Below are 19,529 nucleotides of genomic sequence, written 5' to 3'. Positions count from 1 at the left end.
GCGGCGTGCTGAATAACGGCGAGAGGTTATTTCTTTTCCTCGCCATTGTCTATTCAGCGTTAAGGGACGACTGAAGCAATGTGCGGCATCTTTGGTGGCGTCTGGCGCAATGGTGTCCATCGCCTTGAAGCCGTGTTGAGTGATGCGGCCCGTGCATTGCGTTTTAGGGGGCCGGATGACAACGGGCAGGAAACCTTCCAGTTTGGGGGGGCAACGATAGCGCTGGGTCACACGCGCCTGTCGATCATCGATCTGACGTCTGGTGGCCATCAGCCCATGCAGTCAGCGGATCGGGCGGTTTCCATCGTGTTCAACGGCGAGATATACAACTACCGGGAATTGCGGGGAGAACTGAAGCGGTTGGGTCATCGTTTCGCATCCGATTCCGATACCGAGGTCCTGCTGGCGGCCTGGCGCCAGTGGGGGCAAGGCTGCCTGCTGCGTCTGGTGGGCATGTTCGCATTCGTGGTCTTCGATCGCGGGCAAGGAACGATCACCTGTGTGCGCGACGCATTCGGCATCAAGCCTTTTTTCTACTCGCTGGAGCAGGGCAATTTCCTGTTTGCTTCGGAAATTCCTGCGATCAAGGAACTGAAACAGGAAAAGGTCGAACTTGACTGGCAACGAGCCTATGACTATCTCGTTCATGGCGACTACGACAGCGGCCCCCGCACCTTCCTGGATGGGGTATTCCACCTCGAGCCTGGCCACGTTCTTGAGCTGGACATTGCCAGCGGACGGCTGGCCAAAGCAGTGCGCTGGTGGCAACCGCGGATCGCCGAGCGGCGCGATCTCGGTTTCGCCGAAGCGGCCGAGCAACTGCGCGAGCGCTTTCTGGACAGCATTCGTTTGCATCTGCGCAGTGACGTTCCCCTGGGCGCTGCCCTTTCTGGGGGGATCGACTCTTCGGCCGTGGTGTGTGCGATGCGCCATGTGGCCCCGGATGCACCGATCAACACGTTCAGCTACATCGCTCATGGCAGCGAGGTCTCCGAAGAGAGATGGGTCGATCGCATCAACCAGCATGTGGGTGCCGTGCCGCACAAGGTGGTAGTCAGCGCCAATGAACTCGCAGCGGACTTGGACGATATGATTCAGGCTCAAGGCGAGCCATTTGGCAGTACCAGCATCTATGCACAGTACCGGGTGTTCCGGCTGGCGAAGGAACAAGGTGTCACTGTCACCCTGGATGGTCAGGGGGCCGATGAAATGCTTGCCGGCTACAACGGTTATCCCGGACAGCGCATCCGCAGCTTGGTTGAGCAAGGGAGTTATGCTGAGGCTTGGCATTTCCTTGATGAGTGGGCCAGGTGGCCCGGTCGAAGCCGCCTGGCCGGGGGCAAGCGAGCCGTTGCCGAACTGACTCAGGGAACCCTTCTCAATGATTTCCTGCGGTGGATCAGTGGAATGCAGACCGTACCTGCCTGGATGAATGCAACTCCCCTTGAAGAAAGGGGGATTGTCCGTCGCCATCCGCAAGACCGCTCGACGCAGGGCGAGTCGTGTAGACGACTGGCCGCCGAGTTGGCGCTTTCTCTCACCAGGCGTGGTCTGCCTGCACTGCTGCGTCACGGCGACCGCAATTCGATGCATTTCTCGGTGGAGAGCCGGGTGCCGTTTTTGACATTGGAACTTGTAGAGTTGCTGCTTTCGCTGCCTGAGGCCTACCTGATTTCGCCGAGAGGCGAAACCAAGCACGTCTTTCGCGCGGCGATGCGGGGTATCGTTCCGGATGATGTTCTGGACCGACGCGACAAGATCGGCTTTGAAACTCCTGAGAAGGAGTGGCTTCTGGGAATGGCTGACACCGTTCGTGGCTGGCTGCGGGTCGACCTTCAGTTGCCATTCCTTCTTCAAGCCGAGGTTCTAAAGGAGTTCGATCTGATCGCGACGGGCAAGAAGCCGTTTTCCTGGCAAGTCTGGCGCTGGATCAACTTTTCGCGATGGCACAGCCACTTCCTGGCCTGACGCAAACGATCCGGAAGAACATGAAAAGAATATTCATACTTTCATTTTCGCTGATCCGCAGCGATCCGAGAGTAATGCGACAGGTCAGACTTCTGGAAAGGAATTACCGCGTTACTGTGTGCGGCTTTGGGCCAAGACCGGATGCTGACATTGAGTTTATCGAGCTAGAGAGTCCACGAGCCAGTCTCCTGCAAAAGGCGACATGGGCAATCAAGCTGCTTTCCAGACTTTTCGATAGCTACTACTGGAACCTTCCGCAGGTGCGCAATGGGTTCAAGGCAATTCGGGGCCGAAACTTTGACCTGTTGATTGCCAACGACATTGCTGCACTTCCTCTTGCACTCCAATTGGCCGGAAAAGCACCGGTTCTGGTCGATGCCCATGAATACTCGCCCCGGGAGTTTGAGGACAAGTGGTTGTGGCGCGTACTCTTTGGCCCTTATCACCACGAGCTCTGCCGACGCTACCTGCCCAGGGCAGCGGTGATGATCACTGTTTGCCAGGGTATCGCCGACGAATATGCCCGTCATTACAGCGTCAATCCTCTCGTGGTTCATAATGCTCCAGTGGATCAGAGATTGCTCCCCTCCCCGACAATACCCGGCCAGATTAGGCTGATTCACCACGGCGCGGCGATTCCCTCCAGGCACCTCGAAGCGATGATTGACGTGATGAAGCACCTCGACAAGCGTTTCACGCTCGATTTCATGTTGGTCGAGACTGATGCGGCCTGCATGCGCGACTTGCGCTGCCGCGCCGCCGGCGATGACCGGATCCGTTTCATTCCTGCGGTCCCCATGGCCGACATCTGCCGGACGATCAACAAGTACGATGTGGGTATATTTCTTCTGCCCCCGGTCAATTTCAACTATGAGCATGCCTTGCCCAACAAATTGTTTGAGTTCATTCAGGCGAGACTGGCTGTGGCGATCGGCCCATCCCCCGAGATGGCGCGTATTGTCCAGGACTATTCGCTCGGGGTGGTTGCTGATTCCTTTGAACCCAGCGCCCTGGCTGAGTCGCTTGAAAAACTTACCGATGACTCCATTGCGGCCTGCAAGCGTGCTGCCGGCCGTGCCGCCAAGGAACTGAGTTTCGAGGTTGGTGGCCGGAGTCTACTGCATGAGATCGAACGGCTTGTCTGATTTGTCTGTACCCCGAAAGGTGCTGATCATCTGTCAGTATTTTGTCCCCTATGCGGCTTCCGTGGGTGGCGTTGCTCGCGTTGTGCACCTGGCTCGTTACCTGAAGGATCAGGGCTGCGAGGTAAATATTCTGACCTCCGACGGCGCGGACTTCGGAGATCTTGGCCTGGGAGAGCTACTGACCGGGCTGGGTGTCACCTATCTGACGGATCCATTGAAAAGATCGGTCCAGAACAGCCTGATGAGAATCGCACATCACCCTGCCGGTTCGGCCAGCGTCTGGTTGTCCCGGCTGCGGGTTGTCAAGCGCGTTGTAACTTCCCTGGTGATCCCGGATCTTGGCCTCTTCATGGTGCCGAAGTACTATCGCGCCGCTGTTGCACTGATTGAATCAAGGGGCTTTGACACCTTGATAGTCTCCACCCCGCCCCACAGCATGCAGCTGGTAGGTGGATTATTGAAGAAGAAATTTGACGGGCGACTCGATCTGGTCGCTGATTATCGGGATAGCTGGAACGGGAGCACGATATTCTCGCCCAGGGGTACCTTAGCTTCGATGATTTCGCGCAGGCTCGAACGGTTCAGTCTGAAGAGGGCCGATCTCATCACTTTTGCTTCGCAACCGATGCTCGCGAAATTGAGTCGCTTGTTTCCGGAGCTGCCTCTCGAGAGCAAGGGGCTGATGATGATGAACGGATATGCCGGCGAGCCTTGTCCGGTTCGCGGGGCGAGTGACTCCGTGGACTTGCGTATCGGTTATTTCGGTATGGCGGACGACGATGAGAAGGGGTATCGAAATATTGAGCCACTCTTCCGCGCTATCGCCGGAGCGATAAAGACCGGGATCGCTATCCGCCTATGCTTCTACGGCTCGCTGCGCCTGTCCCGCATTGATCTCAAGGACTTTCCTTTTGTTGAAGCAAACGCTTCCGTGGCGCATGACGAGGTGTTCACTGTTATGCAGGGAATGCACTATCTTCTGATCTTGCATACGGATCCGGCCAGCAGCGACGAAGTGATCACCGGAAAGTTTTTTGACTATATCAAGGCCAGGCGGCCTATCCTGTGTTTCTCGCCAGAGAATACCGAGGCGGCGCGTCTGGTCAAACAATGGCAGGTTGGTGAGTGGCTGGACTCCCAGGCGCCTGAACGTGCCTCGCAGGCGCTGTGCAGTCTCCGGCCTCGTGATTATCCCGCGTTGCTCGACGATGAACTGGTCTCATCGTTCGCTCGCAACGGGCAGTACAGGAAGCTCTTCGAGAAGCTTCGCGGGGCGGCATGACGGCATTGGCATTTTCACGGTACGTTTTTGACGGTGCCCAAGGGTTACGTTGGCTGCTTGAGTCGGTTAGGGGTGCTTGATTGATAGCGGTTTCGATCGTCAGCCATGGACACGGCGACATGGTGGGGAGGCTCGTCGGACAGCTCCTGGCATTCCCGGAAGTCGCCCAGATCATTCTGACCTTGAATGTTCCGGAATCGGTGGCATTGCCGGATAACGCTCGTGTGACGGTCATCAGCAATGCGGAGCCAAAGGGTTTCGGCGCCAATCACAATGCGGCTTTTGCTGCTTGCACCCAGACGTTCTTTTGCCCGTTGAATCCGGATATTGAATTCGACCGGAATCCGTTTCCTGTCCTGTCCGCCGCGCTCGGTGACGATCGCGTAGCCCTTGTGGCACCGCTGGTGAGATCACCCGATGGGGAGATCGAAGACAGCATGCGGCGCTTCCCGACGCCGGGTTCATTGCTCATGAAGGCACTCGCGGGGAGCGATGGTCGCTATGTTGTCCGGCAAGACGAGGCGGATTTTGCTCCGGAATGGGTGGCTGGAATGTTCATGCTGTTTCGTAGCCGCGATTTCCATGATTTGGGTGGTTTCGATGAGCACTTCTTCCTTTACTACGAGGACGTCGATATATGCGCCCGGGTATGGCAGAAGGGGATGAAGGTACTGGCGTGCCCACGGGGGTGTGTCATTCATGATGCGCAGCGTGACAGTCGTCGGAGTCTGCGCCATCTGCGCTGGCACTTGATGAGCATGGCGCGTTTTCTCTGGAAGCACCGGGGACGGCTGCCCAGGGTTCCGGAAGTCGAGCCATGAATCTGGTGACCGGCGCAACCGGGTTCATTGGCCAACGATTGATCAGGGTACTTGAGGCAGACGGTGCAACTTGCCGCCGCCTGTCGCGACAACCCATTTCATGCGCCGATGCGTTTGTCGCTGACTTGGCTGACAAAGCGGCGTTGACCGCAGCATGCTCTGGTGTGGACCGGCTGTTTCATTGTGCTGGCTATGCGCACGCATTTGGCTCCCTTGCGAGCGACGATGCGACGATTCAATGGCAAGTAAACTTCGAGGGAACGCGCAATCTGGTTGAGGCAGCGGGGCAATCGGGCGTGCGACGCTTTGTCTTCCTCTCCAGTGTCAAGGCGATGGCCGAGCCGGGAGGCTGCTGTGCCGATGAGGATTTCCCCGGGCAGCCGGAAACCGCCTATGGGCAAGCAAAGCGTGCTGCTGAGGCGGCTGTGCTGGAGGCCGGTGGCCGCTACGGGATGCACGTGGTCAATCTGCGCCTTGCCATGGTCTATGGATCAGGCGGCCGTGGGAACCTCGAACGCATGGGGCGGCTGGTCAAGCGCGGTTTGTTTCCCCCGTTGCCGGAAACGGCCAATCACCGTTCCCTTGTGCATGTCGATGATGTTGCCGCGGCGATACGTCTGGTTGCCAACGATCCGCGGGCTTCCGGGCGGACCTATATCGTTGCTTCGCATGCGGCACCATCGGGACGGGAGTTGTTCGACGCTCTGCGGTCGACGCTCGAGATGCCACGATGTTCCTGGGAGGTGCCTGCATTTTTGCTGCGTTTTGCAGCCATCGGTGGCGATGCATTGGAGATGCTGACGAGACGGCGAATGCCATTCGACAGCGAAGTTCTCGATCGCTTGCTGGGTTCGGCCTGGTTTTCCCCGGCACGGATAGAACGGGAGCTAGGTTGGCGAGCAAAGGTGTCGCTTGCCGACGGGCTTGCGGAGATGCTTGGAAAATGAAACGTCTGCTCGATCTTTGCCTGGCTGTGCCGGCTGCCGCTGTCCTGGCGTTGCCGCTCCTCATGGTTGCGATTGCAATAAAGTTGACCTCGCCCGGTCCGGTGCTTTACTGGTCCGACCGCGTGGGCCGCTACAACCGGATTTTCCACATGCCAAAATTCCGCAGTATGCGCACCGGCACGCCGGCGGTGGCAACTCACCTGCTGCAGAATCCGGAAGCCTGGCTTACACCGATCGGTGCCTTCCTGCGCAAGACGAGCCTCGACGAACTTCCGCAATTGTGGAGCATCCTTGCCGGCGACATGAGCTTTGTTGGCCCGCGCCCCGCGCTGTTCAATCAGGATGACCTGGTGGCCTTGCGCACGGAGCGCGGAGTGCATGAACTGATGCCGGGACTGACGGGATGGGCACAGGTCAACGGGCGCGACGAACTGCCGATTCCGCAGAAGGTGGCGCTGGATGCCGAGTACTTGCTTCGTCGCTCGCTCCTGTTCGATATCCGTATCCTGTGGCTGACCGTCGTCAAGGTACTCAAGCGGGATGGTGTCTCCCACTAGGCCGACAGGTCATTCTGCTGCCGCCGAAACCCGATGATTCCCCGGGGAGCCTGGCGGAAAGGTTACAATTCTCCTTTGATTCAGGCTTGCTGCAGCTTTCACTGCGCTTTCAAGTGACCAAGGCCTTTCTTTCCCTCTTCGTTTTTTTGTTCGATCTCTCGGCCGTCATTGTTGCTTGGGCTGGCGGGATTTTGCTGCGCTTCAACCTCGATCTGCCAGGCAGCTTTGTTCCCCTGTTGGGATGGGGTCTGGTGTTCCTGGTACCTGCGCATGCCCTGGCCTGCGGCCTGGCCGGCCTCTATCGCGGGATCTGGATGTTTGCCAGCTTACCGGACTTGAAGCGGGTCTTGCGCGCGGTTGCGTTTTCGACGGCTGCCATGGTGGCTTTTTTCGCTTTCTATCGCTATGGGGGAATGGCGGTCCCGCGCTCCCTCTTGATACTCTATCCGATCTTGCTGGTCATTTACATGGGTGGCGGCCGAGCCGCCTATCGCATGTGGAAGGAACATCACCTCTATGGTGGGCTGATCGCCCAAGGCAAGCCGGTGGTGATCGTCGGAGCCGGGCGCGGTGGGGCGATGCTGGTTCGCGAGCTTGAGCGCAGCCCGGACTGGAGGGTGGTGGCGCTGGTAGATGATGACCGCAGCAAATGGGGGCGTGAGCTTTCCGGAAATCCGGTGATAGGCGGCATCGAGAGCCTGCCCGAGGTCCTGGCCTCGGAAAAAGCTGCTCACGTGATCCTGGCCATGCCCTCGGCGTCTGCCGAGGCGTGTCGGAGAGCTGCCGACCTCGCCGTGGAAGCTGGAGCGCACGTCTTCACAGTGCCCGGGATTGAGGATGTGATGGGGGGGCGGGTGGCTGTTTCGTCGATCCGGCCCATCGAGATCGAAGATCTGCTTGGTCGTGAGGCGATCTGGATCGACACGCCGCATGTCTCCGCCCTGGTGACTGGCAAGACCTTGCTGGTCACCGGGGCCGGTGGTTCGATCGGTAGCGAGTTGTGCCGGCAACTGGCGCGTTTCGGTCCGGCCCGTTTGCTGCTCTTCGAGCAGAGCGAGTATGCGCTGTATACCCTCGAACAATGGTTTGCGCTGCACATGCCCGATGTTGAGCTGGTGGTGCTGGCCGGCGACGTGAAGGACGCGGAGCGCCTCGACGAGGTATTTGGGGAATGGCGACCGCAGGTTATCTTTCATGCGGCGGCGTACAAGCATGTGCCGCTGATGGAGATCGGCAATGCCTGGCAAGCGGTGCGCAACAACACGCTGGGCACGCTGCGGGTCGCCGAGTGTGCGGCCCACTTCGATGCCGAACGTTTCGTGTTGATTTCGACGGACAAGGCGGTGAATCCGACCAACGTGATGGGGGCGACGAAGCGGCTGGCGGAGATGGTCTGCGAGGGGCTGCACCGGCAGGGTGGGAATACGCAGTTCGAGACCGTTCGTTTCGGCAACGTCCTCGGGAGCACAGGCAGCGTAATCCCCAAGTTCCAGGAGCAGATCGCGCGCGGCGGACCGGTCACGGTGACACACCCCGACATTACCCGCTATTTCATGTCGATCCCCGAAGCCGCGCAACTGGTGATGCAGGCCGCGGCGATGGGTCACGGGGGCGAGATATTCGTGCTGGAGATGGGCGAACCGGTGAAGATCGTCGATCTGGCGCGCCGCATGATCCGGCTGTGCGGCTACACCCAAAAGGATATTCGCATCGAGTTCACCGGCCTGCGCCCCGGCGAAAAACTCTTCGAAGAACTGCTGGCCGATGCCGAGCAGACCCGCGCCACGCCGCACCCCAAGTTGCGCATTGCGGGCGCCCGCGCCGTCGACGACGACTTCTTGCCTGGCTTGCGTTCCTGGCTGGAGGGCGGCAACCAGAACGACATCCAGGTGCGCCAGACCTTGATGCGCTGGGTGCCCGAGTATCAGCCGGTATTTTCCGCTGGTGATGGTTGCACTGGAACAGGGAGCTCAAGCCAATGATCAACTCATTGAGTCGGCTCAACAAGGTCGTAGTGGCTTATTGCCGTTTGCAGCACCCCATAAGTCAGCCATGCAACAACCCTTAAGTTCCCGACTGACTGAGAACAACTTCGACCTCCTGCGATTGCTCTTTGCAGGAACGGTGTGCCTCGTTCACGCTTACGAACTCTCAGGATTTTCAGAGTTGGCCGTGATAAGTCAAGTCTTGTCATCCGGTATGGCGGTAAAGGGCTTCTTCGTGCTCAGCGGCTTCTTGATTTTCATGAGCTTCGAGCGTTCAACCTCCCTTTCGTCGTACGCCATGAAGCGTATCAGGCGAATCTATCCCGCGTATTTCACCGTCGTCATGCTTTGCGCTTTCGGCATGGTCGCTGTCAGTTCGCACAGCGTTACTGAGTATTTTTCAGGAACCTGGGTCAGGTATGTCATTGCGAATCTGACTTTCGAGCCTCTTGCAAAACTCACCCTGCAGGGCTGATTTTTTCGCGGCTGGAGGCGAAAGCGGAGGACGCGGGCGGCCACTTCTGGCATGATATGGTTATCGAGACCAATATCATAACGCCCGCCAAATGAATACTACCCAACCCCAGCTGATCATGCAACGGTGGCACGTGGTTCAGCACGAGTTACTGCCCGAGTTGAAGGCGCAAGTGGGTCCGCTGACGCCGAAGCTGGAGAAGGTCATCCACACGCTGGAATGGGTACGTATCGAGGAATTCACGGCGGTTTCGTGGTGTGGCGTAGGGCGTCCGCCGTTTGAACGGGCGTGGCTGGCGAACGCCTTTGTGGCCAAGGCCGTGTTGGGCCTGACGACGACCGTGGGGCTGATTGAACGCCTGATGATCGACCGTGCGCTGCGCCGCATCTGTGGTTTCCCGCTACACAAGACGCTGCCTTCCGAGGCGACCTTCTCGCGCGCCTTCGACGAGTTTGCCGAAGGGGGCCTGAGCCAGCGCGTGCATGAAGCCCTGATCAAGGAACATCTGGGAGATCAGCTGATCGGGCATCTCAATCGTGACGGCACGGCCATCGAAGCCCGCGAACGTCCGTCCCGGAAGGAAACGCCCGCATCGGAAGCGGCCGCCACGGCACAGGCCGCCCTGTTGCCGAAGGAAGAGCGCCCTGCCGAGACGAGCGTGCCTGAAACGCCCGCACCGGCACGCAAGAGAGGCCGCCCGCGGCGCGGCGAAGCACGTCCGGCTGCGAAGGCCGCCCCGATCAAGCGCCAGCGCGAGCAAACGTTGGCTCAAATGCTCGAAGAGATTCCCACCGCGTGTGATCGCGGCACGAAGTGCAATGCCCAAGGCTACAAGAACAGTTGGCGCGGCTACAAGCTGCATCTCGACACCGCCGACTGCGGCGTCCCCATTGCGGCGCTGCTCTCCAGCGCCTCGATGCACGACAGCTTGGCCGCCATTCCGCTGTCGCTGATCAGCGCCGATCGCGTCACCAACCTTTACGACCTCATGGATGCGGCCTATTGCAGCGCCGACTTGCGCGAGCACAGCCAGAGCCTGGGCCACGTCCCCCTGATCGATCACAATCCGCGCCGCGGAGAGAAGATCGAATTCTCCCCGGCTGAAGCGATCCGCTACAACGAACGGACCGCCGCCGAGCGGAGCAACGCCCGGCTGAAGGATGAATTCGGCGGTCAGACCATCCGGGTCAAAGGCGACACCAAAGTGATGGCTCACCTGATGTTCGGCATCCTGGCGCTGTCCGCTGACCAGTTGATGCGATTACGACGATGACCGCCAGCGTTCCCTCTCCGGCCGCTGTGCATTCGCGGAATGCAGGAGGGCGCTCGCCCCGCATGAGGCAAACCATGCCATACGGTTAGCCGCTCAGCCAAGGAGACCTCCCTCGCGAAAAAAATCGCTCCCCGAGAGCGAATGGTGCGGCGCAGCAATTTGTCCGGGTGAGTTTTGCAAGAGGCTCTTTCATGAACTTCTTTCAGCACACACTGCCAGGGGTGTTCGAGAACAACAGATTGACCGCCGTGAATGGCGCGCTTTGGACCATCAAGATCGAGGTCATGTTTTACCTGGTTGTCCCCATGTTCGTGTTGTTGTTCAGAAAATTTGGCCGCCTTTGGGTCCTTGTGCTGACCTACTGTGCTTCGGTGTTTTACGCTGAAATCATGACGACCATGGCCGAACGAAGCGGATCCCAACTTTACGCAGAACTTGGGCGCCAGCTGCCCGGTCAGCTCTCGTACTTTATGTCTGGGGCCTCCCTCTACTATTTCTTGCCTCTGTTCGAACGCCGGATCAGATATTTCTTGACTGTTTCGGTCGCAGTTTTTGTGACCAACCACTTCTTCCCCCTGCCGATACTCGTGCCGTTTGCACTTGCCGTCGCGGTCATCTTCTTCTCTCTGTTCCTGTATGTAGGCAATTTCGGAAAATACGGCGATTTCTCGTATGGTGCCTACATTCTTCATTGCCCTCTTATCCAACTGCTGATTCATTTTGGCTGGTTCAGCTACGACCCTTGGTTATTCCTCGCTTCAGCGATTTTGATAACAGCAACTGGCGCGATCGCCATGTGGCATCTCGTCGAGAAACGGTTCCTCTTCCGCTCAAGTCATTACATCGCAGCGACGGCGGAAGCAGGCGGTTGATCAGAGAGGCGATCTCACCTCACTGCCGTTTCTCGGTCAGCGCCTTAGCAGGGATGGCAGCGGCTTGTGCTGACCGACCAGTTCCTGAACCCAGTGAAGGCGGCGACAACACTCATCACAGCACCTGATTCACCAGGCGATCGGCGCGAGTGCGGGCGAGGCGTTTGAGAATGCGCTGGACCGGCAGCGGGTAGGTGTCGGTGGCATCCAGTGCGCGGTGGTGGTCGAGCCGGCGCGTGTGCGCCAGGATGCTCTCCAGCTCGGCCTGGTGCTGGTCCAGCAGGCGGCGCTGCGGATCGTGGATCAGCAGCCCGTTTTCGAGGTCCAGACGCCAGGCGCGCGGATTGAGGTTGCTACCGGTGATGAGCGCGTAATCGTCGTCAACCAGCAGGCCCTTCAGGTGAAACGTGTGCTTCTCGTGGCGCCAGAGATGCAGATCGAGCAGCCCCCGGTCGACTGCGTCCTGGTGGGCCTTGCAGAAACGGCGCAGGTTGGCTTCATAGAGGTAAGGAAGTGCACCAATCGTCGAGAAAGGTTGCTCCGGGGGAATGTAGAAATCGTTGGCCGTCTTGTCGCCAACAACGATCGTCACCCGGCAGCGCTGCCGGATCTTCTCGCCGATGGCGCGTCGGACTGGCCCCGGGAGGTTGAAGTAGGGCGTGAACAGCACCAGGCGCTGCTCGGCACGGTGGATCATCTGCAGAATGACCGAATTCAGCTGGTTGTCACGACTGCCGAAACCCAGCAAGGGGGTGATCGCCACCTCGCGCTGGCCGACCGCGCCGGGAGCGATGCCGTAGCGGCTCTTGGCGAGAACCCGGCGAAAGCGGATGATGGCGCTGCGCAGCGATTGTGTTTTTGGCCTCAGGGCGGAGTCCACACGGCAGACCGCCGCGTTGGTCTGGAGAACGCCGGTCATCAGGATGGCCATGCTGTCGGCCAGTTGACAACTGTCGATCAGATGGTAGCGATCGAGGCGGTAGCGATCAAACCGATGCAGGTAGACATCATTGATGCTGGCGCCGCTATAAAGAACACGGTCGTCGATGATGAAACCCTTCAGGTGCATCACACCCATCCACTCCCGCGTCTGCACCGGCACGCCGTAGATCGGGACGCCAGAACCGAGCCGGTCAGCCATCTCGCTGTACAGCGCGGCATTGCCGGAACTCGCAGCCTTGCCAATCAGCCCCCGCTGGGCGCGGTGCCAGTCGACGAAGACAGCGATCTGCAGACCCGGACACGCTGACTTGGCCGCATAAAGCGCGGTAAGAACCTCTCTGCCGGCCTCGTCATCCTGCACGTAGAGCGCCGCGATCACAATTCGCTGCCTGGCGTTGGCGATCAACTGGAGCAGCATGGCGCGAAAATCACCGGCACTGTACAAGGTCCGCACACGTTCGGCGGGGACGGAAATGCCGCCCAGACCGTCCAGACTCGCCACCCACCGACGGCGGCCACGCAGGCTTTGCACCGCCGCAGCCAGGGCGGAGTTCATCATCGGACAGCGCCCGGGTGTGGGTGCCGCGGCAAGGAGCAGCGACCGATCGATGCCGAACCGGAGCTCGCTCGCGTGAAACCGCAGATACAGGCCATCGGCAGACTCTAGTTCCGCTTCCTGGGTGCGTCAGTATCGGGGGCGAGAAACATTCCGACCCCGACGATGATCAGCAGCACAGGCCACCAGGTGCGCAGCAACTGAGCAAAATCCACTTCCAGAAGGCCCAGGTTGATCGCCAGCGCCAGGATGCCGATCAGAATCAGCGCGATGGCGCCAAGGTTTCCCCTCATTTCACTTCCTCCCGAGTCTGCAAAACGATTGCGCTCCGATGGCCGATAGGGCCAGGCACCTGGCGATGCGCCAGCGACGGCCGCGGGCATCAAGGCACATACTGATCCAGGTAATCATTCACTGCCAGCATCCCCAGTTTGTGCACGTCGCGTGAAGACTCGAGGATCTTGCCTTGTTGCGGCGGGGAAAACCAGCGCGCCAGATGGGTCCTGAATTTTTCAACCAGCACCGGAATTCCCTCGGTGCGCCGACGACAGTGGCCAAGCGGATACTCCGAGACGAGTTCGGCTGTCCGGCGGCCGTCGGTGAAGAATATCTGCACGGCGTTGGCAATCGAGCGCTTGCCCGGGTCCAGATAGTCAGCCGAAAACCGCGGCTCCTCGCGGACCTCCATCCGTGCACGCAGCGAGTCGATACGCGGGTCTGCCGCCGCTTCGTCCTCGTAGTCCTCGGCGGTGAGCCGGCCCTTGACCAGCGCGACGGCGACCATGTATTGCAGACAGTGGTCGCGGTCAGCAGGATTGTGCAAGGGGCCCTTCTTGTCGATGATGCGCAGCGCCGACTCGTGCGTGCGGATCACCACTCTGTCGATCGTTTCGAGCCGTCCAACCACCTGTGGATGCAGTTCCAGCGCGCACTCTACAGCCGTCTGGGCGTGGAACTCCGCCGGGTAACTGATCTTGAACAGCACGTTCTCGATCACGTAGCTGCCATAGGGCCGTGACAGGCGGAACGTCCGGCCCTTGAACAGGACCTCGTAGAAACCCCAGGTCGGGGCGGTCAGCACGCTCGGATAACCCATCTCGCCCTTCAGTGACATGAGTGCCAGCAGCACGCCACGCGCGGTCGCATCGCCGGCAGCCCACGACTTGCGTGAACCGGTGTTCGGTGCGTGGCGATAGGTGCGCAGCGGCTGGCCATCAACCAGCGCCTGCGAGACGGCGTTGATGATCTGCTCGCGTCCACCGCCCATCAGCCAGGTACATACTGCCGCCGTCGCCACTTTGACCAGCACCACGTGGTCAAGCCCGACGCGATTGAAGCTGTTCTCCAACGCCAGTACGCCCTGGATCTCGTAGGCCTTGATCATCGCTTCGAGCACCTGGTGCATCAGCAGGGGCGCCTGTCCGCCGGCAAGGCGGGTCCGCGACAGCCAGTCGGCAGTGGCAAGAATGCCGCCGAGGTTGTCTGAGGGATGGCCCCACTCGGCCGCCAGCCAGGTGTCGTTGAAATCAAGCCAGCGAATCAGGGTGCCGATGTTGAAGGCGGCCTGCACCGGGTCGAGCTGAAACTCGGTGCCGGGAACTCTCGCCCCATGGGGTACGACGGTGCCGGGGACAACCGGCCCCAGCAGTTTGCTGCAGGCCGGATAGGCGAGCGCTTCGAGTCCACAGCCGAGGGCGTCGATCAGACAATAGCGCGCCGTCTCGAAGGCTTCCCTCGACTCGACCTTGAAGTTCAGGACGTAGTCGGCAATGTCGACCAGGACCTGGTCGGGATCAGGGCGGGAGGCGGGAATTCGCGTACTCATAAGGCTTCTCTTCGTGCTCGGCGCTGCCGTCACAGGTACTCGGAAAAACACCGTCGTCAGGTCGTCGGATACTTAGCTTCGTCGCGCCAGCGGGACAAACTCCTGCGGATCCGGCCCAATGTAGTTGGCCGAAGGACGAATCAGCTTGCCATCGATGCGTTGCTCGATGACATGTGCTGACCAGCCGCTGGTCCGGGCAATGACAAACAGCGGTGTAAACATCGGCGTCGGTACGGCCAGCATGTGGTACGCCACAGCCGAGAACCAGTCAACGTTGGGAAACATCCGCTTCTGCTCCCACATCACGGCCTCGATCCGACTGGCGATGTCGAACAGGACCATGTTGTCGCCGTCCGAGCACAATTGCTGGGCGACGGCACGGATCACCTTGTGGCGCGGATCGGCGATGGTATACAGCGGATGGCCGAACCCGATGATGATCTCCCTGTTGTCGAGGCGACGGCGAATGTCCTGTTCGGCGTGCTCGGCGTCGTTATAGCGACTCTGAATCTCGAAAGCAACCTCGTTGGCACCACCGTGCCGGCGACCGCTCAGCGCCCCGATGGCGCCGCTGATCGCTGCATAGAGGTCTGCCCCGGTGCCGGTGATCGTGCGCGCGGCAAAGGTTGAGGCGTTGAACTCGTGCTCCGCGTAGAGCACCAGCGACTGGTCGAGGCTGCTCGCCTGCAGGGCCGACGGAGCCTTGCCCCGCAAGAGGTGCAGGAAGTGGCCGGCGATCGAGTCGTCATCGGTCTCGGTCTCGATCCGGCGGCCGTTGTGCGACCAGTGATACCAGTAGAGCAGCATCGAACCGAAGCTGGCTATCAGGCGGTCGGCAATCTCGCGCGCCGCACCCGGGTTGTGATCCTGTGCCTCAGGCAGGATCGTGCCAAGGGCCGAACAGCCGCTGCGCAGGACATCCATCGGGTGTGCCGAGGCGGGAAGATTCTCCAGCATCGGTCGCAGCCGCACCGGCAGTCCACGCAAGGTCTTGAGTTTCTTCTTGTACTGATTGAGCTGGGTGAGACTGGGCAGACGGCCGTAGAGCAACAGATAGGCCACCTCCTCGAAAGTGGCATGCTCGGCCAGGGCAATCACATCGTAACCACGGTAGTAGAGGTCGTTACCAGCACGCCCGACCGAACAGATGGCGCTATCGCCGGCAACCACTCCCGATAGCGCGACGGATTTCTTGACCTTGGGCAACTCCCTTTCCAGAACCTCGTCCATGATCTCCCCTTCTCATCGAGCCGCAGCGCACCGGAAATCCCGTGCTCCATGCACGAGTATTCCCGAGTTTGGCAAACCAGGTCAACTGCGGACGCCCGCTGGGCTCGCCATCAATCGCCCCGATGACCGACGCCAGGTCGCCGGTTGACAGATCATCGCCTGACGCTGGTCAAGCCCTGCCCCTCTTCGGCATGCAGGTGCACCGGCGGCTGGAACGCCAGCGAGCACGCGTGTTCGTGACCGATCAGGTACTTCGGCAGCAGCGCAACTTCCACCTCGGTCACTCCCACGTCAATCATCCCCAGACGCACGGCCGCCTCGCGCGACAGGTCGATCACCCGACTCCGATGTCCCATCCGGTCGTTGATCCTGACCACCACGCAACGGGCGGACAAGACACGGCGAACCGCCACCAGCGACCCCATGGGAAAGCGATTGCTCGCCGCCGAAATGACATCGTGAGCGTAACGCTCACCGGAAGCGGTCTTTCGGCCATGAAACGCCTTGCTGTAGAAGCTGGCTCTGCCGGAAACGATTTGCGGCATCTCTGGCAAAGAGCCGTGGGTACCAAGCGAAGGAAAGGATTCACCGATGGCAAATCCGGAAATCAGCACAGCGAGCACCGCGAATGCAAATCTCACCGCCGATCGCTCCTCAAGGTGGCCACCAGTGAGGGATGTCGTGCACGCTACGCCCAGCGGAAAGCCTCACCGTTCGACCTTCTCGACGGACGGGGGGTTGGCCAGACGTCGGGCTGCCTGCGCATGCCCTGCCGACCCGACTACTGAAAGCACGGGGCCAGAGCCGGTCTCCTGCCTGGACAGATCGCCGACATCGAGGTGGACGACCGGCAAACTGATGATCAGACAGCTTACAATTCCAACGATTGGTGCAATGACTCGTGCAAACTGGCGCATGGAAAGGAAACCCTTCGGTGGCAATTGGCAATGATCAAGCGCGAAAAGTCTAAGCATAGCCTGCCCGCGGTCGCGCGCACAAGCCGCCCGGCAATCACCTTGCCCCCCGGCGCTCGCGGCGATCATCGGGCAGCCTGCCCCTCGGGTCGTCCTGAGCGCCGGGGCGAATGAAAACTCACGTTCTTCCCGACTGGTTGCGCCGGCTGCTGATGCACAGCGTCGCGCATCGCTACTATTCGCTGGTCGTGACAGCCATTGCCTTCGGATCGACGATCACCTTCAGCTTCCCCTTCGTCGCCGTGCTGATCCCGGCGGTGCTGCTGTCACCCCGGCGCTGGCGAACCCTTGGCCTGTCCTGTGGCCTTGCCAGCGGCCTCGGCGCCGCCGTTCTGGTCGAGATCTTCCAGTACCTGGGATCGGAGTTTATCGTCGCGCGCTACCCCGATCTGATGCAGACGCAAGCCTGGCAAACGGCCAGCGACTGGTTGCAGGACTGGGGCCTGCTGGCCATGCTGATCATCGCCGGATCACCGATGCCGCAGACTCCGGCCCTGCTCTTCTGTGCCCTGGCCGGCGTATCGACCCCTGGCATCCTGGTGGCCGTCGGGATCGGCAAGACGGTCAAGTATCTTTTTCTGGCCTGGGCCACGGCCCATTACCCGGCGCGCTTCATCCGCTATAACTGATCGCTGCCTGTAACAGGTCAGGTGACGCCCGCACTGTGTGCCTGGACATCCGCCCAGTAGCTGGAACGGACCATCGGCCCACAGGCGGCGCCGGTAAAGCCCATGGCCAGCGCCGCCTGCTCGTACCGCTTGAAGGTCTCCGGATGAACGTAGCGGGCAACCGGCAGATGGTGGCTGGAAGGTGCAAGGTACTGGCCAATGGTGAGCATTTCGACATCGTTGGCACGCAGGTCGTGCAGAACTTCGAGGATCTCCTCGTCGGTCTCACCCAGACCAACCATCAGTCCGGATTTGGTCGGCACCTGCGGATAGCGGGCCTTGAAGCCCTTCATGAACGCCAGCGAATGCGCGTAGTCAGCGCCGGGCCTTGCCTGCCGGTAGAGCCGCGGAACCGTTTCCAGATTGTGGTTGAGGACGTCCGGCAGCGACTGGCCAAGCACGTCGAGAGCGATATCCATGCGGCCACGAAAATCGGGAACCAGTGTCTCGATGGTGGTGCCCGGTGACCGCTGGCGTACTGCGGCGATGACGTCGACGAAATGCTGCGCACCACCATCGCGCAGGTCATCCCGGTCGACGCTGGTGATCACCACGTAGCGCAGCTTGAGCCGGGCGACGCTGTCGGCCAGATTCGCCGGCTCGTTGTCATCGGGCGGCAGCGGCTTGCCATGACCGACGTCACAGAACGGGCAGCGGCGCGTGCAGATGTCGCCGAGGATCATGAAGGTCGCCGTACCACGACCAAAGCACTCACCGATATTGGGGCAGGCGGCTTCCTCACAGACGGTGTGCAGCTTCTGCTCGCGCAGCATCTTCTTGATCTCGCCGAAGCGACCTGCGTCATTGCCGGCCTTGACGCGGATCCACTCGGGTTTGCGCTGTGGCGCCTGGGGGACGATCTTGATCGGGATACGAGCGGTCTTCAGTTCGCCCTTTTCCTTCACCCCGGCGATCCTCCCAGGCGGTCGTGCCGCACCCTGACCCTTGTCCTCACCCTTATCCTGACTACTCATGGCTTGCGCTCCAGTTGTACCGCAATCTGTTGGACCAGCGCCGTCGCTGCCTGCGCGGGCGTCAGCGAAATACCAAGATCCCGGGTCTGAGTCACCGGCATGCCGGGGTAGCCGCAGGGGTTGATGGCCGAGAAGGGTGACAGATCCATCTCAACGTTCAGGCTGACGCCGTGATAGCAGCAGCTCTTGCGGACCCGCAGACCGAGAGCCGCCACCTTGGCCGGGCCAACATAGACCCCCGGCGCACCGCCATGGCGCTCGGCTGCGACGCCATGCGCGGCGAGGAGATCGATCACCGCCTGCTCGATGGCCGAGACCAGCTCGCGCACTCTCAACTTCCGTCTCTCCAGATCGAGCAGCAGGTAGATCACGACCTGGCCGGGGCCATGGTAGGTGATCTGCCCTCCCCGATCGGTCTTTACCAGCGGCAGCCCCAGGTCGAGCAGCAAGTGCTCCGGCTTGCCGGCCTGGCCAAGGGTGAGCACCGGCGAATGCTCGCAACACCAAAGTTCATCAGGTGTTTCAGCGTTGCGCGCAGCAGTGAAGGCAACCATCGCCTGCCAGGTCTGCGAATAGTCCGTCCGACCCAGGTGGCGGACCCGCAGCGGCAACCCACCTCGCGCCGAAAGCAAGACCTCTTCGCCGGCGCAGCCGTTCTCGCCAGCCGCAAGCGCCAGTTCTGCGTTCTTCACAGGACCATCGTGACCAACGGATGACTGCTCAGTTCCCGGTACAGCGCGTCCAGCTGCGCCCGACTGGTGGCATTGATGGTACACGTGAGGCTCAGGTACCGGCCGGCACTTGAGGAACGCGTTTCCATCGTTGCCGCTTCAAAATCCGGTGCGTGCCGCAGGACGACCTCGAGGACACCCCGCGCCATGGCGTCCCCAGCCAGCCCGATGATCTTGAGCGGGAAGGAACATGGGAATTCGAGCAGGCTTTCACGCTCATCAGACATCGGGGCCCCTCGCCGATTCGTCACGACCGCGGCGGCTCAAGGCGAAACAGGCGAGGTGCCAGCCCATCCCCGGAACG

Annotated in this window: 19 protein-coding genes; 11 read left to right on the top strand and 8 right to left on the bottom strand. The window is 60.6% G+C overall.

Annotated features, from left to right (window positions below; all coding sequences use genetic code 11):
* Nucleotides 1-78: 78 nt before the first annotated feature.
* The 10 genes from asnB to V5B44_RS01590 all read left to right on the top strand — a co-directional run bounded on the left by asnB (nucleotide 79) and on the right by V5B44_RS01590 (nucleotide 11,325).
* Entirely contained in the window at nucleotides 79-1,968 is a 1,890-nt protein-coding gene (asnB, locus tag V5B44_RS01635; protein WP_332357373.1) for an asparagine synthase (glutamine-hydrolyzing), read from the top strand.
* A 20-nt stretch (nucleotides 1,969-1,988) separates the two neighbouring features.
* The gene (locus V5B44_RS01630; RefSeq protein WP_332357372.1) at nucleotides 1,989-3,113 is read left to right on the top strand and encodes a glycosyltransferase; all 1,125 of its coding nucleotides are present in this window, start codon (nucleotides 1,989-1,991) and stop codon (nucleotides 3,111-3,113) included.
* Entirely contained in the window at nucleotides 3,091-4,395 is a 1,305-nt protein-coding gene (locus V5B44_RS01625) for a glycosyltransferase (protein ID WP_332357371.1), read from the top strand. The genes V5B44_RS01630 and V5B44_RS01625 overlap by 23 nt, the downstream gene beginning before the upstream one ends.
* An 80-nt stretch (nucleotides 4,396-4,475) precedes the next feature.
* Nucleotides 4,476-5,216 carry a glycosyltransferase family 2 protein gene (locus V5B44_RS01620; RefSeq protein WP_332357370.1) on the top strand — a complete coding sequence of 247 codons (741 nt, stop codon included), beginning with the start codon at nucleotides 4,476-4,478 and terminating at the stop codon, nucleotides 5,214-5,216.
* The gene (locus V5B44_RS01615; RefSeq protein WP_332357369.1) at nucleotides 5,213-6,163 is read left to right on the top strand and encodes an NAD-dependent epimerase/dehydratase family protein; all 951 of its coding nucleotides are present in this window, start codon (nucleotides 5,213-5,215) and stop codon (nucleotides 6,161-6,163) included. Before V5B44_RS01620 ends, V5B44_RS01615 begins: the two co-directional genes overlap by 4 nt.
* Nucleotides 6,160-6,720: a sugar transferase gene (locus V5B44_RS01610; protein WP_332357368.1), complete on the top strand. Its 561-nt coding sequence runs from the start codon at nucleotides 6,160-6,162 to the stop codon at nucleotides 6,718-6,720. Before V5B44_RS01615 ends, V5B44_RS01610 begins: the two co-directional genes overlap by 4 nt.
* A 113-nt stretch (nucleotides 6,721-6,833) precedes the next feature.
* The gene (locus V5B44_RS01605; protein WP_434735400.1) at nucleotides 6,834-8,702 is read left to right on the top strand and encodes a polysaccharide biosynthesis protein; all 1,869 of its coding nucleotides are present in this window, start codon (nucleotides 6,834-6,836) and stop codon (nucleotides 8,700-8,702) included.
* Entirely contained in the window at nucleotides 8,668-9,180 is a 513-nt protein-coding gene (locus tag V5B44_RS01600) for an acyltransferase family protein (protein ID WP_332357870.1), read from the top strand. The genes V5B44_RS01605 and V5B44_RS01600 overlap by 35 nt, the downstream gene beginning before the upstream one ends.
* Nucleotides 9,181-9,271: 91 nt before the next feature.
* Nucleotides 9,272-10,453, top strand: a complete 1,182-nt coding sequence (locus tag V5B44_RS01595; protein ID WP_332357344.1) for a transposase — start codon at nucleotides 9,272-9,274, stop codon at nucleotides 10,451-10,453.
* Between the two features lie 191 nt (nucleotides 10,454-10,644).
* Nucleotides 10,645-11,325 carry an acyltransferase family protein gene (locus tag V5B44_RS01590; protein WP_332357366.1) on the top strand — a complete coding sequence of 227 codons (681 nt, stop codon included), beginning with the start codon at nucleotides 10,645-10,647 and terminating at the stop codon, nucleotides 11,323-11,325.
* Between the two features lie 115 nt (nucleotides 11,326-11,440).
* On the opposite strand, the gene pssA is transcribed toward V5B44_RS01590, so the two are convergent.
* The 5 genes from pssA to V5B44_RS01565 form a co-directional block, all read right to left on the bottom strand.
* Nucleotides 11,441-12,826, bottom strand: coding sequence for a CDP-diacylglycerol--serine O-phosphatidyltransferase (gene pssA, locus V5B44_RS01585; protein ID WP_332357365.1), 1,386 nt, complete (start codon nucleotides 12,824-12,826; stop codon nucleotides 11,441-11,443).
* Nucleotides 12,827-12,930: 104 nt separating this feature from the next.
* Nucleotides 12,931-13,116 carry a LiaI-LiaF-like domain-containing protein gene (locus V5B44_RS01580; protein WP_332357364.1) on the bottom strand — a complete coding sequence of 62 codons (186 nt, stop codon included), beginning with the start codon at nucleotides 13,114-13,116 and terminating at the stop codon, nucleotides 12,931-12,933.
* An 89-nt stretch (nucleotides 13,117-13,205) separates the two neighbouring features.
* Entirely contained in the window at nucleotides 13,206-14,648 is a 1,443-nt protein-coding gene (locus V5B44_RS01575) for a bifunctional 2-methylcitrate dehydratase/aconitate hydratase (protein WP_332357363.1), read from the bottom strand.
* Nucleotides 14,649-14,720: 72 nt separating this feature from the next.
* Nucleotides 14,721-15,878: a bifunctional 2-methylcitrate synthase/citrate synthase gene (gene prpC, locus V5B44_RS01570; RefSeq protein WP_332357362.1), complete on the bottom strand. Its 1,158-nt coding sequence runs from the start codon at nucleotides 15,876-15,878 to the stop codon at nucleotides 14,721-14,723.
* Nucleotides 15,879-16,030: 152 nt separating this feature from the next.
* Nucleotides 16,031-16,519, bottom strand: coding sequence for a septal ring lytic transglycosylase RlpA family protein (locus tag V5B44_RS01565; RefSeq protein ID WP_332357361.1), 489 nt, complete (start codon nucleotides 16,517-16,519; stop codon nucleotides 16,031-16,033).
* 443 nt (nucleotides 16,520-16,962) lie between these two features.
* Here V5B44_RS01565 and V5B44_RS01560 point away from each other — a divergent pair, with 443 nt between their 5' ends.
* Nucleotides 16,963-17,481, top strand: a complete 519-nt coding sequence (locus V5B44_RS01560) for a YqaA family protein (RefSeq protein WP_332357360.1) — start codon at nucleotides 16,963-16,965, stop codon at nucleotides 17,479-17,481.
* Between the two features lie 17 nt (nucleotides 17,482-17,498).
* On the opposite strand, the gene lipA is transcribed toward V5B44_RS01560, so the two are convergent.
* The 3 genes from lipA to V5B44_RS01545 form a co-directional block, all read right to left on the bottom strand.
* Complete coding sequence (gene lipA / locus V5B44_RS01555) at nucleotides 17,499-18,494, bottom strand: lipoyl synthase (protein WP_332357359.1); 996 nt, start codon at nucleotides 18,492-18,494, stop codon at nucleotides 17,499-17,501.
* Nucleotides 18,491-19,105, bottom strand: coding sequence for a lipoyl(octanoyl) transferase LipB (lipB, locus tag V5B44_RS01550; protein WP_332357869.1), 615 nt, complete (start codon nucleotides 19,103-19,105; stop codon nucleotides 18,491-18,493). Before lipB ends, lipA begins: the two co-directional genes overlap by 4 nt.
* Nucleotides 19,106-19,182: 77 nt before the next feature.
* Nucleotides 19,183-19,452: an HP0495 family protein gene (locus V5B44_RS01545; protein WP_332357358.1), complete on the bottom strand. Its 270-nt coding sequence runs from the start codon at nucleotides 19,450-19,452 to the stop codon at nucleotides 19,183-19,185.
* Between the last annotated feature and the right edge of the window lie 77 nt (nucleotides 19,453-19,529).

This window comes from Candidatus Accumulibacter necessarius, from assembly GCF_036625085.1.
This window is presented reverse-complemented; position numbering and strand designations above follow the sequence as displayed.

Excerpts from the sequence above, each read along its gene's own strand:
- V5B44_RS01600 (WP_332357870.1), top strand. The coding sequence starts at position 8,668 with ATGGTTGCACTGGAACAGGGAGCTCAAGCCAATGATCAACTCATTGAG.
- V5B44_RS01625 (WP_332357371.1), top strand. The coding sequence starts at position 3,091 with ATGAGATCGAACGGCTTGTCTGATTTGTCTGTACCCCGAAAGGTGCTG.
- V5B44_RS01610 (WP_332357368.1), top strand. The coding sequence starts at position 6,160 with ATGAAACGTCTGCTCGATCTTTGCCTGGCTGTGCCGGCTGCCGCTGTC.
- asnB (WP_332357373.1), top strand. The coding sequence starts at position 79 with ATGTGCGGCATCTTTGGTGGCGTCTGGCGCAATGGTGTCCATCGCCTT.
- V5B44_RS01560 (WP_332357360.1), top strand. The coding sequence starts at position 16,963 with ATGAAAACTCACGTTCTTCCCGACTGGTTGCGCCGGCTGCTGATGCAC.
- V5B44_RS01615 (WP_332357369.1), top strand. The coding sequence starts at position 5,213 with ATGAATCTGGTGACCGGCGCAACCGGGTTCATTGGCCAACGATTGATC.
- V5B44_RS01575 (WP_332357363.1), bottom strand. The coding sequence starts at position 14,648 with ATGAGTACGCGAATTCCCGCCTCCCGCCCTGATCCCGACCAGGTCCTG.
- V5B44_RS01545 (WP_332357358.1), bottom strand. The coding sequence starts at position 19,452 with ATGTCTGATGAGCGTGAAAGCCTGCTCGAATTCCCATGTTCCTTCCCG.
- V5B44_RS01630 (WP_332357372.1), top strand. The coding sequence starts at position 1,989 with ATGAAAAGAATATTCATACTTTCATTTTCGCTGATCCGCAGCGATCCG.
- lipA (WP_332357359.1), bottom strand. The coding sequence starts at position 18,494 with ATGAGTAGTCAGGATAAGGGTGAGGACAAGGGTCAGGGTGCGGCACGA.
- V5B44_RS01590 (WP_332357366.1), top strand. The coding sequence starts at position 10,645 with ATGAACTTCTTTCAGCACACACTGCCAGGGGTGTTCGAGAACAACAGA.
- V5B44_RS01595 (WP_332357344.1), top strand. The coding sequence starts at position 9,272 with ATGAATACTACCCAACCCCAGCTGATCATGCAACGGTGGCACGTGGTT.
- V5B44_RS01580 (WP_332357364.1), bottom strand. The coding sequence starts at position 13,116 with ATGAGGGGAAACCTTGGCGCCATCGCGCTGATTCTGATCGGCATCCTG.
- pssA (WP_332357365.1), bottom strand. The coding sequence starts at position 12,826 with ATGATGAACTCCGCCCTGGCTGCGGCGGTGCAAAGCCTGCGTGGCCGC.
- prpC (WP_332357362.1), bottom strand. The coding sequence starts at position 15,878 with ATGGACGAGGTTCTGGAAAGGGAGTTGCCCAAGGTCAAGAAATCCGTC.